The 13212-nt window shown below is 70.0% G+C and carries 12 protein-coding genes and 3 pseudogenes; 4 read left to right on the forward strand and 11 right to left on the reverse strand.

What is annotated here, in order from left to right:
• Positions 1–10: 10 nt before the first annotated feature.
• Together WJ438_RS17690 and WJ438_RS17695 are read right to left on the reverse strand one after the other, a co-directional pair.
• On the reverse strand, positions 11–598 hold the full coding sequence (locus WJ438_RS17690) for an Lrp/AsnC family transcriptional regulator (protein WP_406726114.1): 588 nt from the start codon (positions 596–598) through the stop codon (positions 11–13).
• Positions 595–1303, reverse strand: a pseudogene (locus WJ438_RS17695) (UbiX family flavin prenyltransferase). Before WJ438_RS17695 ends, WJ438_RS17690 begins: the two are co-directional and overlap by 4 nt.
• Positions 1304–1372: 69 nt before the next feature.
• Between WJ438_RS17695 and WJ438_RS17700 the strand changes: the two are divergent.
• On the forward strand, positions 1373–1978 hold the full coding sequence (locus WJ438_RS17700; protein WP_406726115.1) for a rhomboid family intramembrane serine protease: 606 nt from the start codon (positions 1373–1375) through the stop codon (positions 1976–1978).
• 292 nt (positions 1979–2270) lie between these two features.
• Here WJ438_RS17700 and WJ438_RS17705 read toward each other — a convergent pair whose 3' ends face one another.
• The 3 genes and pseudogenes from WJ438_RS17705 to WJ438_RS17715 all read right to left on the reverse strand — a co-directional run bounded on the left by WJ438_RS17705 (position 2271) and on the right by WJ438_RS17715 (position 5068).
• A complete protein-coding gene (locus tag WJ438_RS17705) occupies positions 2271–2594 on the reverse strand; it encodes a hypothetical protein (RefSeq protein ID WP_406726116.1) in 324 nt (107 codons plus the stop codon).
• 121 nt (positions 2595–2715) lie between these two features.
• Positions 2716–3620 (reverse strand): annotated as a pseudogene (gene mqnP / locus WJ438_RS17710) (menaquinone biosynthesis prenyltransferase MqnP).
• Positions 3617–5068 (reverse strand): menaquinone biosynthesis decarboxylase, encoded by a 1452-nt coding sequence (locus WJ438_RS17715; protein WP_406726117.1) that lies wholly within the window; start codon positions 5066–5068, stop codon positions 3617–3619. The pseudogene mqnP and the gene WJ438_RS17715 overlap by 4 nt, the downstream one beginning before the upstream one ends.
• A gap of 93 nt (positions 5069–5161) precedes the next feature.
• Between WJ438_RS17715 and WJ438_RS17720 the strand changes: the two genes are divergently transcribed.
• Entirely contained in the window at positions 5162–5515 is a 354-nt protein-coding gene (locus tag WJ438_RS17720; protein ID WP_406726118.1) for a PLD nuclease N-terminal domain-containing protein, read from the forward strand.
• 147 nt (positions 5516–5662) lie between these two features.
• Positions 5663–5892, forward strand: a pseudogene (locus WJ438_RS17725) (acyltransferase papA2); the annotation flags it as partial.
• A gap of 13 nt (positions 5893–5905) precedes the next feature.
• Here WJ438_RS17725 and WJ438_RS17730 read toward each other — a convergent pair.
• On the reverse strand, positions 5906–6673 hold the full coding sequence (locus WJ438_RS17730) for a CDP-alcohol phosphatidyltransferase family protein (RefSeq protein ID WP_406726119.1): 768 nt from the start codon (positions 6671–6673) through the stop codon (positions 5906–5908).
• Between the two features lie 166 nt (positions 6674–6839).
• Between WJ438_RS17730 and WJ438_RS17735 the strand changes: the two genes are divergently transcribed.
• A complete protein-coding gene (locus WJ438_RS17735) occupies positions 6840–7325 on the forward strand; it encodes a nucleoside deaminase (protein ID WP_406726120.1) in 486 nt (161 codons plus the stop codon).
• Between the two features lie 72 nt (positions 7326–7397).
• On the opposite strand, the gene ccsB is transcribed toward WJ438_RS17735, so the two are convergent.
• The 5 genes from ccsB to WJ438_RS17760 form a co-directional block, all read right to left on the reverse strand.
• On the reverse strand, positions 7398–8558 hold the full coding sequence (gene ccsB, locus WJ438_RS17740; RefSeq protein ID WP_406726121.1) for a c-type cytochrome biogenesis protein CcsB: 1161 nt from the start codon (positions 8556–8558) through the stop codon (positions 7398–7400).
• Positions 8555–10330, reverse strand: a complete 1776-nt coding sequence (locus tag WJ438_RS17745) for a cytochrome c biogenesis protein ResB (protein WP_406726122.1) — start codon at positions 10328–10330, stop codon at positions 8555–8557. Before WJ438_RS17745 ends, ccsB begins: the two co-directional genes overlap by 4 nt.
• Positions 10331–10335: 5 nt before the next feature.
• Entirely contained in the window at positions 10336–11130 is a 795-nt protein-coding gene (locus WJ438_RS17750; RefSeq protein ID WP_406726123.1) for a cytochrome c biogenesis CcdA family protein, read from the reverse strand.
• 1 nt (position 11131) lies between these two features.
• Positions 11132–11761 carry a TlpA family protein disulfide reductase gene (locus tag WJ438_RS17755; protein ID WP_406726124.1) on the reverse strand — a complete coding sequence of 210 codons (630 nt, stop codon included), beginning with the start codon at positions 11759–11761 and terminating at the stop codon, positions 11132–11134.
• Positions 11762–11850: 89 nt separating this feature from the next.
• Positions 11851–13143, reverse strand: a complete 1293-nt coding sequence (locus WJ438_RS17760; RefSeq protein ID WP_406729721.1) for a hypothetical protein — start codon at positions 13141–13143, stop codon at positions 11851–11853.
• Between the last annotated feature and the right edge of the window lie 69 nt (positions 13144–13212).

Here is a 13212-nt window from a genome sequence, read left to right on the forward strand (position 1 = left end):
AACGTCCCGGCTAATGAACCTCTTCGGGCAGCTCACCGACGCGGTTCTCCCACTTCGTGGAGAGCACGATGGTGGTACGGGTCCGGGAGACGCCCTTGGTGCCGGACAGCCGGCGGATGATCCGCTCCAGCCCGTCCACGTCGGTCGCCCGCACCTTGAGCATGTAGGAGTCCTCACCGGCGATGAACCAGCAGTCCTCGATCTCCCTCAGGTCCTTCAGCCGCTGCGCCACGTCCTCGTGGTCGGCGGCGTCGGAGAGCGAGATGCCGACCAGGGCCGTCACCCCGAGGCCGAGCGAGGCGGCGTCCACGGTGGCGCGGTAGCCGGTGATGACGCCGGCCGCCTCCAGCCGGTTGATGCGGTCGGTGACGCTGGGGCCCGACAGTCCGACGAGGCGCCCCAGCTCGGCGTAGGAGGCCCGGCCGTTCTCTCTCAGGGCCTGGATGAGCTGCCTGTCCACCGCGTCCATGCGATCGAAGCCTTCCGCTGAAGAGTCTGAAGTTTGCCGAGAGGTGGTTCGGGTGGTGGTCTGCTGCTGGTGCTGTCGGTAGTGGTGCGGGTGGTGCCGCGACGGGCTCGACGGACTCCACGGGCTCATTCGGTACGCGTGGATCCACCGCCGAGTTCGCCCTTCCACCGGCGGTAGAGCCGGTGTTCGACGCCCGCCGCGTTCGAGCACGCGTCCGGCGACGAAGTCCACCAGGTCCTGGATGTGCGTCGCGCCCGCGTAGAAGCCCGGCGAGGCGGGCACCACGGCCGCGCCCGCGTCGTCGAGGGTGACCAGGTGCCGCAGGGTCTGGCCGTTCAGCGGGGTCTCCCGGACGGCCACGACCAGCTTGCGCCTCTCCTTCAGGGTCACGCTCGCCGCCCGCTGCAACAGGTCCTTGGACAGCCCGAGCGCCACCCCGGCCACACAGGCCGTGGAGGCGGGCACGATCAGCATGCCCTTGCTCGGATACGAGCCGGAGGAGGGGCCCGCCGCGAGGTCGCCGGCGGCCCAGTGCCGTACGCCGTCGAGGTCCACGGCGAAGGTGCCGGGCTTGCCGTCCGCGCCCCGGGACAGCCATTCCCGCAGGTCGTCGCGCCAGTGGGCGTCCCTGAAGGAGATGCCGGTCTCGTCCAGCAGGGTGAGCCGCGAGGCGCGGCTCACGACGAGGTCGACACTCTCTCCCGTCTGGAGGAGCGCACGCAGCACGGCTGCCGCATACGGCGTGCCGGAAGCGCCGGACACCCCCAGGATCCAAGGCGTTCGGGTCGTCTCTCCTAGCTTGAGGTGGTTCACGAGACCGAGCCTATCCGGCATGGTGGGGTGGGAACCGGGCAAGGGGGCCGGTCCGTTCCCCAGGCGGACGATCGGACGGAGGGGGTTGCCGTGTCCAACACCGGTTCACAGTGGGCGGGACGCGAGCGGGCGAAGACGGCGGCCGTGGTGATGGCGGCCTGGGTGGCGCTGCTGTGGCTGCTGGAAGTGGCCGACACGGTCTCCGGCCACGCCCTGGACGACTTCGGTGTCGTGCCGCGCACGACCTCGGAGCTGGTCGACGTCGTCCCCTCCGCCTTCGTCCACTTCGGCTTCGCCCATGTCGCGGCGAACAGCGTGCCGCTGCTGGTGCTCGGCTTCCTCGCCGCCCTCGGCGGCCTGCGCCGGTTCGCCGCCGTGTGCGCGCTGATCATCGTTGCCGACGGACTGGGGGTGTGGCTCATAGCCCCGGCGCACACCAACACGGCGGGCGCCTCCGGCCTGATCTTCGGCCTCTTCGGCTTCCTGCTGTGCAGTGGCTTCGTGGAACGCCGGCCGATGGGCGTCGTCGTCGGGGTGCTGGTCGGCGCGGTCTGGGGCGGCTCGATCCTCGCGGGCATCGCCCCCGGGCAGACCGGCGTCAGCTGGCAGGGCCACCTCATCGGCCTGCTGGCCGGCGTGGCCGCGGCCTTCCTGTTCCGCCGCCGGCCCGACCCGCGAGACGCGCTCATTGCGTGAGGCGGCCTCCCCGGCCCGGTGAGGACACGTTCCGGGGCTCAGGGCCGTCCGGGGCTCAGGGCCCTCCGGGGCTCGGGATCAGCGGTCGAGGCACTGCTCCGGGCACCGCTCCGGCCGGCGTTCGGCGTCGTACTGATCCCGCAGAGTCGCGTGCCGGGTCGGCCGGGCGGGCACCCTCAGCTCGATCCGGTCACCGCTCCGGCAGGCCGGGCCCCTGCCCGGGACGCCCCGCAGGGCGCTCAGGACCGGCTCGGGGCCTTCGGGTCCACGGGGACTGCGGCAGTGGCGATCGTCAGCTTGCCGAGCGGGGAGTCGACCTTGGGGCCAGGGCCCTGGGGAATGGTGTCGCGGTCTCGGTAGCCGTCCGGGCCCGGGTTCCACAAGGTGACGACGTGGCCCCGGAACGGGTCGAAGACCAGATGGTTGGCGAGGCCGCGGGAGGCGCACCAGCGGGTTTCACCTCGTAGGCGCGGCGGATGCTGCTCGGCGACACCACTTCGGCCACGAACTCGATCAGGTCGGGCTGGTACGCGCCGCTGTTCTCCTCCTCCGCCTCGGCCGGGAGGACCGCCAGGTCGGGGCAGAACTCGTTGTCGTCGTGAAAGAGCGTGAGCACTCCGGCCATAACTGTCCACATGCCGCTCATCTGAGCGTCAATGTGACTCACCGGCCGACTGCTCACGCTTTTCAGCAAGGCCCCTGCTCCTGTCCGGGCCGTGCTCCTTACGAGCTCTCCGCTACACCGTCAGCCCCCGCACCAGCAGGTCCAGCAGCGCGCACACGAACAGCGCTATGCCGATGAAGCCGTTGACGCTGAAGAAGGCGCGGTTCAGGCGGGTCAGGTCGTTCGGGCGGACGATGGTGTGCTCGTAGACGAAGGCCGCCGCGACGATCACGAGGCCGAGCCAGAAGAAGGCTCCCGCATCGGTGAGGACCGCGTACCAGACGAACAGGGCCGTCGTCACGGCGTGGCAGGCGCGGGCGCCCCAGATGGCGGCCGGGACGCCGAAACGGGCCGGGACCGACTTCACGCCGACCTCGCGGTCGGTGTCGACGTCCTGGCAGGCGTAGATCAGGTCGAAGCCGCCGATCCAGACGCCGACCGCGAGGCCGAGGACGACCGCGTCCCAGGACCAGGCGCCGGTGATCGCCAGCCAGCCGCCGACCGGCCCGATGGCCTGGGCGAGGCCCAGGATGGCCTGCGGGAAGTTGGTGAACCGCTTGCCGTACGGATAGACCACCATCGGGATGACCGCGAGGGGCGCGAGAGCCAGGCAGAGCGGGTTGAGCAGGGCCGCCGCGCCCAGGAACACCACCAGGGCGATGAGCGCGCCGATCCACGCGTGCTTCACCGACACCGCGCCGGTGACCAGTTCGCGGTGCGCGGTGCGCGGGTTACGGGCGTCTATCTCACGGTCGATGATCCGGTTGGCGGCCATCGCGAAGGTGCGCAGCCCGACCATGGCGACCGTGACCAGGAGCAGCCGGCCCAGTGGATGTTCCCGTCCCACTCGTACATCGCGGTGAGGGCCGCGATGTAGGCGAAGGGGAGGGCGAAGACCGAGTGCTCGATCATCACCAGGCGCAGGAACGCCCTGGTGCGCCCCGGCTGCCGCGGGAGCGCGGCGGAGGCCGACGTCACAGTCCGTATTCCTTCCAGCGACGGTCGACCAGCGCCGCCGTGGCCGGGTCGGACTCGACCATGTCGGGCCAGCCGCCGTCGCGCGTGTACCCCTCCTCGGGCCACTTCTTCGTCGCGTCGATACCCGCCTTGCCGCCCCAGAACTGCTGGTAGGAGGCGTGGTCGAGATGGTCGACGGGACCTTCGACGAGGCTGAGGTCGCGGGCGTAGTCGGTGTTGCCGAGCGCGCGCCAGGCGACCTCGTGCAGGTCGTGCACGTCGCAGTCGGAGTCGACGACCACGATCAGCTTGGTCAGCGACATCATGTGGGCGCCCCAGACCGCGTGCATCACCTTCTGCGCGTGCTTCGGGTACTTCTTGTCGATCGAGATGATCGCGCAGTTGTGGAAGCCGCCGGCCTCGGGGAGGTGGTAGTCCACGATGTCCGGAATGATGATCTTGAGGAGGGGGAGGAAGAAGCGCTCGGTGGCGCGGCCCAGCGGGCCGTCCTCCGTCGGCGGGCGGCCGACCACGATCGACTGGAGCAGCGGGCGCTTGCGCATCGTGACGCAGTCGATCTTCAGGGCGGGGAACGGTTCCTGCGGCGTGTAGAAGCCGGTGTGGTCGCCGAACGGGCCCTCGGGGAGCATCTCCCCCGGCTCCAGCCAGCCCTCGATGACGACCTCGGCCTGCGCCGGGACCTGGAGCGGGACCGTCTTGCAGTCGACCATCTCGATCCGCCTGCCCTGCACGAACCCGGCGAACAGGTACTCGTCGATGTCACCGGGGAGCGGCGCGGTGGAGGCGTACGTCACGGCGGGCGGGCAGCCGAAGGCGATGGCGACCGGGAGCCGCTCACCGCGCCGGGCCGCCACCTGGTAGTGGTTCCGGCTGTCCTTGTGGATCTGCCAGTGCATGCCGATGGTGCGCTTGTCGTGGCGCTGGAGCCGGTACAGGCCGAGGTTGCGGATGCCCGTCTCGGGGTCCTTGGTGTGGGTGAGGCCCAGGTTGAAGAAGGAGCCGCCGTCCTTGGGCCAGGTGAACAGGGCGGGGAGCTGGTCGAGGTCCACGTCGTCGCCGTGCAGGACGACCTCGTGCACCGGGGCGTCCTTCACCTTCTTCGGCGGTACGTGGGTCATCGCGCCGAGCTTGCCGAACGCCTCGCGCACGCCGATGAAGCCCTGCGGCAGCTCGGGCTTGAGCAGGCCGCCGATCTTCTCGCTGATCTCGCCGTACGACTTCAGGCCGAGCGCCTTCAGCAGCCGGCGGTCGGTGCCGTACACGTTCATCGCGAGGGGCATGGTCGAACCGCGCACGTTCTCGAAGAGCAGTGCGGGACCGCCGGCCTTCTGCACCCGGTCGACGATCTCACCGACCTCCAGATGCGGGTCGACCTCTGCCTTGACGCGCTTGAGGTCGCCCTCGCGCTCCAGGGCCCTCAGCAGGGAGCGAAGATCGTCGTAAGCCATGGGGTCAAGTATCCCCGAGCGGCTACCCTTGCCAGGTACCTGGGGGCTGTGACTGTGCCGAGGTCCCCGACGACCCCTTCTCTGGAGAGGCCCATGCTCCGGGTGCTGATGTTCCTCGTCCCCCTCGCGCTGAGCGTCTATGCGTTCATCGACTGCATCAGCACGCAGGATGAGGACATTCGTCACATGCCCAAGCCGCTGTGGGCGATCCTCGTGCTGCTGTTCCCGCTCGTCGGTTCCCTCTCGTGGATCATCGCCGGCAAGAAGCGGCATCCGAGGGGCGCGGACGGCCAGGTCGGTTCCGCCTGGAACCGGGGCGGCGGGCGGCAGCAGTGGGTCGCCCCGGACGACAACCCCGACTTCCTCAAGTCGCTGAACGAGGAGAAGGACGGGGACGCAGACGACAGCAAGGACGACAAGGGCAAGGGCAAGGGATTGGACGGCTAGGGTCTTTCGTCTGGATCAGGCCGCCCCTCGCACCGTAGTTCGGGGCACCATCCGTCGCGCTGAAAAGCGCCGCCACGTCGCGTATCCGCTCGCAGGAACGGCATTCCCCTGATCGGGTCTGTCCCCGCTGCGAACGGAGACGCCCCCGTGCGAATGACCGACATCCAGCGGTGCGGAATCCGGCCGGGACGGCTCGTCGAGTGGACACTCAGTCCGAGGACCCTGGAAATCGCGGCCGCGCTGCCGGAGGACGCGCGGCCGCCTGCGTACATCCAGGAGTCCCGCATCAGGACGGCCCGGTCCGTCCGTGACGACGGCCTGTTCGTGCCGACCTGCTCGGCGCGGCCTTCGACATCCCGGGGCCGGTCGACCTCGACGAGTCGGAGCAGGTCAGCGCAGGCGCGACGAGGACAGGATCGACAGCAGGTGGGCCGGGACCATCAGCCAGGTGATCACGGCCAGCGCGCCCAGCGCCCAGCGGGTTGGCTCGATGCCGCCGGTCACCGCGTCGGCGACCGCCGCGACCAGCAGGACGAGGGAGGCCTCGATGCCGTTGGTCACCCGGTGGATCTTGAAGGCGGCGGCGACCCGGCGCACGGTGGCCACGCCCTGCGAGCGCGGGCGGGTCGACTCGTCGTCGGCGACGGCCAGTCCGCGCCGGGCGCGGGCGACGTCCACGAGGTCGGTGGAGGCCTTGAGCAGGACGACCCCGAGGGCGGTGGCGATGCCCACCGACAGCCAGCCGCCGACGCCGGACTCCGCGGCCCGGTAGCCCGCGCCCGCCAGCAGTGCCGCGTCGGCGAGATACGCGCCGAGCCGGTCGACGTAGATGCCGGCCGCGCTGTTCTGACCCTTCCAGCGGGCGACCTCGCCGTCCACGCAGTCGAAGAGCAGGAAAAGCTGCATGAGGACCACGGCGAGGATCGCACCGGTCAGGCCGGGGATCATCAGCGCGGCGCCGGCGGCGACCCCGCACACGACCATCGTCCAGGTCAGCTGGTCCGGGGTGACCGGGGTGCGCACCAGCTGGCGGGTCGCGCGCAGCGAGATCCAGCGCATGTAGAGGCGGCCCGCCCAGTGTTCGCCGTTGCGGCTCGCCAGCTTGGCCTGCGGCTGGCAGACCTCCCGCAGCTCCTCCAACGCCGGAGCAGCACCCATGACGTTCCTCCCACCCGGGCCCAACCGCCGCTCACGCGGCGATGATCGAGCCAGGCTACAGAGGCGGTCCGGCGGCTCCGACGGGGGTCGCCGTTCCACCGCCCCGGCGTCCGTGAGAACCGCGCGGGCTCGCGGGAACCGCGCGGGTGGGCGGGAGACTGGCCCCATGGAGTCGATCGATCGGGAAACGGCCCGTGCCTGGCTCGCCACCGCCCTCGCGGAGGCCCGCGCGGGGCTCGCCGAGGGCGGTGTCCCCGTCGGCGCCGCGCTGTACGGCGCCGACGGGACCCTGCTCGGCCGGGGCCGCAACCGCCGTGTGCAGGACGGTGATCCGTCCGTGCACGCGGAGACGGCCGCCTTCCGGGCGGCGGGACGGCAGCGCTCGTACCGCGGTACGACGATGGTGACGACCCTGTCGCCCTGCTGGTACTGCTCCGGGCTGGTCCGGCAGTTCGGTATCTCCCGGGTGGTGATCGGCGAGGCGGTCACCTTCCACGGCGGTCACGACTGGCTGGCCGAACACGGCGTCCGGATCGTACTGCTGGACGATCCGGAGTGCGCCGCGATGATGCGGGACTTCGTCGAACGGCATCCACAGCTGTGGCACGAAGACATCGGAGACATCGAAGACCTCGAAGACCTCGGGAAGTGACGAAGGCCGGTTCCCGCGACCCGGAGATCGGGTCGGGGGAACCGGCCTTCGCGGGCGGTGCGCCGAGGTCGCTCAGAAGCCGACGGAGGCCAGGACGCCCAGGCCGACATCGGCGTAGGAGTGCTTGCCGGAGACGAAGATGTTCACGCCGTAGTAGTTGAACAGCCAGCAGCCGAAGGCGGCCAGCGCCAGGTAGGCGGCCTTGCGGCCCTTCCAGCCGGCGGTGGCACGGGCGTGCAGGTAGCCGGCGTAGGCGACCCAGGTGATGAAGGACCAGGTCTCCTTGGGGTCCCAGCCCCAGTAACGGCCCCAGGCGTTGCCGGCCCAGATGGCGCCCGCGATGATCGTGAACGTCCACAGCGGGAAGACGGCCGCGTTGACGCGGTAGGAGAACTTGTCGAGCGAGGCGGAGGCGGGCAGCCGCTCCATGACGGAGGTGGCGAAGCCGCCGGGCTTGCCGCCGCGCGCGAGCTTGCTCTCGTAGGAGTCCTTGAACAGGTACAGGATCGTGCCGACCGCGCCGACGTAGAACACCGCGCCGCACAGGATCGCGGTGGAGACGTGGATGTAGAGCCAGTACGAGTGAAGGGCGGGAACCAGCTGGTCGCTGGCGGTGTACAGGACGGTGACGGCGAGACCGAGATCGAGGAGCACCGAGGTGGTCAGGAACAGCCCGAGCCAGCGCACGTTCTTCTTCAGCGCCAGCAGCAGGAGGTACACGCCGACGGCGGTGGTGGTGAAGGTGATGTTGAACTCGTACATGTTGCCCCAGGGCGCCCGCTGCACGGACAGCGCCCGGGTGAGCACACCACCGAACTCGATCACGAAGGCGAGCACCGTGAAGGAGATGGCGATGCGCCCGTAGAGGTCGCCCTGTGCGTCCCCGCCGTGCGCCCCGGGCCCGTCGGGCACGTCGCGCGTGCCGGCCGCGGCCCGTACGACGACCTTCGGTCGCTCCAGTACGCCGGTGCCGCCCGCCTTGGCGACGGTGACGGCGGGTGCCTTCCCGGCCGCCTTCCCGGCCGCCTGTGCCCGGGGGGTGAGCGCGGCGGCGGTGCGGGCGACCTTGCTGCGGCTGCCGAAGAGCCATTCGGCGATGTACGCGAAGAAGGCCAGGGTGTAGACCGCCATCGCGGAGTAGATCAGCACGTTGCTGATCTCCGCGAGGTTCTCGTTGTTCGCGGCGGCCAGGCTCGTGGCGGTGGCCAGATCGGTTGCGGCGGCGAGAGTCACGGCTTCTCAGCCCCTTCGGCAGGTGCGGCTTGGGGGTCGGGGGAATCGGCGGATGCTGCGGGGTCGCTGTCGGGGTCGGCGTCGGGGACGCCGGGAGCCCGGTCGTAGAGGATTCCGGCGAGGTCGCCGAGTTCCTCGGGCACCTTGGCGGACTCGCTGCGGCCGAGCCCAGCCATCTCGACGACGGTGACGCCGTCGGGGCCCTCGACCGCGCGCACCCACACGCGGCGCCGCTGGATGAACAGGGAGCAGGCGAGGCCACCGATCGCGAAGAGGGAGCCACCGAGGGCCCAGCCGCCGCCCGGTTCCTGGACGACCTGGAAGCCCGCCCACTCCTTGACGTCCTTCTCGAAGGTGACCGAGCCGGCACCGTCCGGGAGGGTCATGGTCTCGCCGGGCATCAGCAGCTTCTTGAACAGCTCGCCCTCGGAGTCCTTGAACTCCTTCATCTTGGTCTTGTCCATCTGGTAGACGCTCTGCGGAATGCCGGCGTCGGCCTTCAGGTCGCCGTGGTAGGCGGAGAGTGCGAGCACCGGGTAGTTCAGTGCCGGGAACTGGGAGAGCATCGTGCCGGTGGCCGGGCCGCCGAAGGTGGGCACGAAGAAGGCGTTGAAGCCGAGCTGCTCCTTCTTGCCCTCGGGGTTGCGATAGCCGTCGAGGACCTTGACCACACCGGAGGAGGTGACGTTGGCGTCGAGCGGCAGCAGCGGCACGGCGTCCTTGAAGACGACCTTGCCCTCGCCGTCGCGGACGGTGACGACGGGCGCGTAGCCGTGGCTGACGAGGTAGACCTTGGCGTCGCCGATCTTCAGCGGCTTGTTCACCTCGACGGTGGTCTTCTTCTCCTCGCCGTAGGCGCCCTCGCTGTAGATCAGCTCGGTCTCGTAGACGCGCGGGGTGCCCTTGTTGGGGCCGGTGGCCTCGTACGTGCCGGTGAAGGACTTCACCTGGAAGCTGAACGGCTCCAGGTCGGCGACGTCGAAGAGGTTGCCGGACTTGAAGTCGTCGTACTGCGAGAGCGTGTTGGCGAAGCCCTGGCCCTCGACGATCAGCTTGTTGCCCTCGGACTTGAACAACTGGCCCCAGCCGAAGGCGATCAGCATCACGATCAGGGCGATGTGGAAGGCGAGGTTGCCGACCTCCCGCAGATAGCCCTTCTCGGCGGCGACGGCGTCACCGGCCCGGTGGGCGCGGAAGCGGCGCTTCCGCAGCAGGGCCAGGGCGGCTTCGCGGACCTGCTCGGGCCCGGCCTCGGTGCGCCAGGTGGTGTACGCGGGCAGCCGGGTCAGCCGCCGGGGGGCGCCCGGCGGACGGCCGCGCAGCTGGCCGACGAACTGCCAGGTGCGGGGCACGATGCAGCCGATGAGGGAGATGAACAGCAGGATGTAGACCGCCGAGAACCACACCGAGCTGTAGACGTTGAACAGGCCCAGCTTGTCGTAGATCGGCGCGAGGACGTCGTGCTGCTCGCGGAAGTCGTCGACCCGGGTCTTGTCGATGCCGGTCTGCGGGATGAGCGAGCCGGGGATCGCGGCGAGCGACAGCAGGAGCAGCAGCAGCAGCGCGACCCGCATGGACGTGAGCTGCCGCCAGAACCAGCGGGCCCAGCCGATGACGCCCAGGGCGGGCAGGTTCGGCAGCTCCTCCTTGGGCGCGGTGGACAGCTGGGAACCGGCGGCGCCCAGCTCCTGGTCGCGGGCCCCGGAGTCGGCCGCGGTTCCCTCGGGCCTCGCCGGGGTTTCTTCGGATCCGGTTTCGGAAGTCGTGCTCATCGCCGTCAGATCCCCACAGTGAAGCCGTTGGACCAGGTCTGCATCTGCACCACGAGGCTGTCCCACACACCGGTGAGCAGCAGCACTCCGGTCAGGATCATCATCGTGCCGCCGACCCGCATGACCCAGACGTAGTGCCGCTTGACCCAGCCGAAGGCACCGAGCGCCTTGCGGAAGGCGACAGCCGCGAGGACGAAGGGCAGACCCAGTCCCAGACAGTACGCGACGGTCAGTACGGCCCCGCGTCCGGCGCTCTCCTGCTGTGCGGAGAGCGTCAGCACGGAGGCGAGGGTGGGGCCGATGCAGGGGGTCCAGCCGATGCCGAACAGGGCGCCGAGGACGGGCGCGCCGGCCAGGCCGGCCGCCGGCCGCTTGTGGAAGCGGAACTCGCGCTGGGTGAGCCAGGGCATCATCCCCATGAAGAAGACACCCATGAGGATCATGAAGACGCCCAGCACCTTGGTCAGGACGCCGGACTGTTCCTGCAGCGTCTGCCCGAAGTAGCCGAAGAAGGCCCCGCCGGAGACGAAGACGACGGTGAAGCCGAGGACGAACAGCGAGGCCCCGGCGACCATCCGGCCGCGCCGGGCCTCGGCCAGGTCGGTGCCGGACACGCCGGTGACGTAGGAGAGGTAGCCGGGGACCAGCGGCAGGACGCAGGGCGAGAAGAAGGAGACGAGCCCGCCGAGCAGGGCGATGGGCAGTGCCACCAGCAGGGCGCCGTTGAGCACCGTGCCGTTGTAGCCCGTCTCGGCGGCGAGGGCGCCCGTGCCGGCGGCGAGCGTGGTGAGGGTGGTCACGTCACTTCTCCGCGACGACCGGCTTGAGCATCTTCAGCAGCCGCTCCTCGCTGAGCGCGGTCAGCGAGCGGGCCGCGATCTTCCCGTCCCGGTCCAGGATCAGGGTGGAGGGGATCGCCTGCGGGTTGAGGGTGCCCTTCTCGAAGCGGAGCATCAGCTTGCCCGTGGGGTTGTACAGGCTCGGGTAGGTGATGCCGAAGTCCTTCTCGAAGGCGAGCGCCGAGCCGGCGCTGCTGTCGCGGGTGTTGATGCCGACGAACTGCACGCCCTGGTCGGCGTACTCCTCGGACACCTTGGCGAAGTACTTGGCCTCCGCGCGGCACGGGTTGCACCAGGAGCCCCAGACGTTGAGGACGACGACCTTGCCCTGGAAGTCGGCGACGTCGAGGTGCTCGCCCTCGAGTGTCTTTCCGGACAGGTCGGGTGCGGCGACACGCTCGCCCTTGGCGACGGTGGAGATGCCGTCGGGGCCGACGACGAAGTTGGTGTTGCCGCCCCCGCCCGACGTTCCGCCGGAACCGCACGCGGAGACCAGCAGTGCGGCCACGGCGGCGCCGGCGGTCAGGACGGCACGGCGGCGGACGCGGAGGGCGCGGTTCGAGCGCTGGGGGGCACGGCTGGCGGCACTCATGTGAAAAGTTTCGCATGTCCGTTCCGGGGATCTCGCCCACCCCCCTCGCGGACGGAAACCCGCCATATCGGCGCAGCTCGGATGTCCCGTCAGGCGCCGCTCGGTTCCCCGGTCCCTGCCGTACTGCCGGCGTCCTTCAGGAAGCCCTGCCAGCCACCGGCCGGTTCCTGCCCGACGTCCAGGGTGCGCAGCCGCTCCAGCACCTCGGGCTGTTGCGCGTCCAGCCAGTCGGTGAACTGCCGGAAGGAGACGATGCGCACGTCACCGCCCTTCTCCTTCGCCCGCGCGATGTGCTTGAGGGCTTCCTCCACCGCGTCCATGTAGATGCCGCCGTTCCACTGCTCGAAGTGGTTGCCCACGAAGAAGGGTGCCCGGTTCGTCTCGTATGCCCGATCAAATCCCGATATGTACGCTTGGGCCGCCTGCTTGCGCCAGCCCGGGTGGTGGTGGGCGGGCGCGTTGGTGGAGTTGACGGACTGGTTGGCGAGGATGTTGTAGTCCATCGACAGGACCTCGAAGGAACGTCCGGGAAAAGGTATCTGCTGCAGCGGAAGGTCCCAGATGCCGTCCCGCTTCGACGGCCAGACCTGACGGCCGCCGGGCGAGGAGGCGTCGTAGCGCCAGCCGAGCTCGCGGGCGGTGGTCAGCAGGTTGTCCTGGCCGAGCAGACAGGGCGTGCGGCCGCCGACGAGTTCCTTGTCGTAGTCGAACGGCAGCGACGGCAGATCGGTCCAGCCGGAGTTGGTCCGCCACTCCTTCACGAACGACTTCGCCTGGTCTATCTCGCTGCGCCACTGCTTCGGCGTCCAGTTGCCGACGCTGCCGGAGCCGGCGCAGAAGTGGCCGTTGAAGTGGGTACCGATCTCGTGGCCCTCGAGCCAGGCGCGGCGGACGTTCTTCAGTGTGTCCTTGATGTGCTCGTCGGTGAGGTAGCCGATGTCGGAGGCGCCGCGCGGGTTGTTCGGCGGGTGGTACAGCCGCTTCTTCGACTCGGGCAGCAGGTACAGCCCGGAGAGGAAGAACGTCATGTGCGCTTCGTGCTCCTCGGCGAGGTCCAGGAAGCGCGGGAAGAGTCCGTTGCCGACCTCGCCGGCCCCGTCCCAGGAGAAGACGACGAACTGCGGCGGGGCCTGGCCCGGCTCCAGCGGCACCGGCCTGGCGGGCTGGTGGGGCTGCTTGCCGGTGAAGGCGGTGGAGCCGTCGCCGATCGGCCGGGCGGTCTTCGTCGGCTCGGGGGTGCCCGTACGGCCGCCCCCGCCAGAACCGTCGGCACGGCTCGCACCGCCAGAACCGTCGGCACGGCTCGCACCGCCCGGGCCGGTGGCGCCGCCGCAGCCGACCAGCGACACCGCCGCGGCGGCCCCCGCACCGAGCCCGAGCATTCCCCTGCGGGTGAGAGTGCGCATGACATCCCCGATCGTCACGTCCTCCGGTGGTCACTCCTTCAGAGG

The organism is Streptomyces sp. GD-15H (assembly GCF_045291515.1).
In the GTDB taxonomy this organism is placed as follows: Bacteria; Actinomycetota; Actinomycetes; order Streptomycetales; family Streptomycetaceae; genus Streptomyces.

What these genes read in the sequence shown, in the direction of transcription:
- WJ438_RS17730 (WP_406726119.1), bottom strand. Translation starts at nt 6,673, where the DNA reads ATGGGTGCTGCTCCGGCGTTGGAGGAGCTGCGGGAGGTCTGCCAGCCG.
- WJ438_RS17690 (WP_406726114.1), bottom strand. Translation starts at nt 598, where the DNA reads ATGAGCCCGTGGAGTCCGTCGAGCCCGTCGCGGCACCACCCGCACCAC.
- WJ438_RS17755 (WP_406726124.1), bottom strand. Translation starts at nt 11,761, where the DNA reads ATGAGTGCCGCCAGCCGTGCCCCCCAGCGCTCGAACCGCGCCCTCCGC.
- WJ438_RS17745 (WP_406726122.1), bottom strand. Translation starts at nt 10,330, where the DNA reads ATGAGCACGACTTCCGAAACCGGATCCGAAGAAACCCCGGCGAGGCCC.
- WJ438_RS17760 (WP_406729721.1), bottom strand. Translation starts at nt 13,143, where the DNA reads ATGCTCGGGCTCGGTGCGGGGGCCGCCGCGGCGGTGTCGCTGGTCGGC.
- WJ438_RS17735 (WP_406726120.1), top strand. Translation starts at nt 6,840, where the DNA reads ATGGAGTCGATCGATCGGGAAACGGCCCGTGCCTGGCTCGCCACCGCC.
- WJ438_RS17720 (WP_406726118.1), top strand. Translation starts at nt 5,162, where the DNA reads ATGCTCCGGGTGCTGATGTTCCTCGTCCCCCTCGCGCTGAGCGTCTAT.
- WJ438_RS17715 (WP_406726117.1), bottom strand. Translation starts at nt 5,068, where the DNA reads ATGGCTTACGACGATCTTCGCTCCCTGCTGAGGGCCCTGGAGCGCGAG.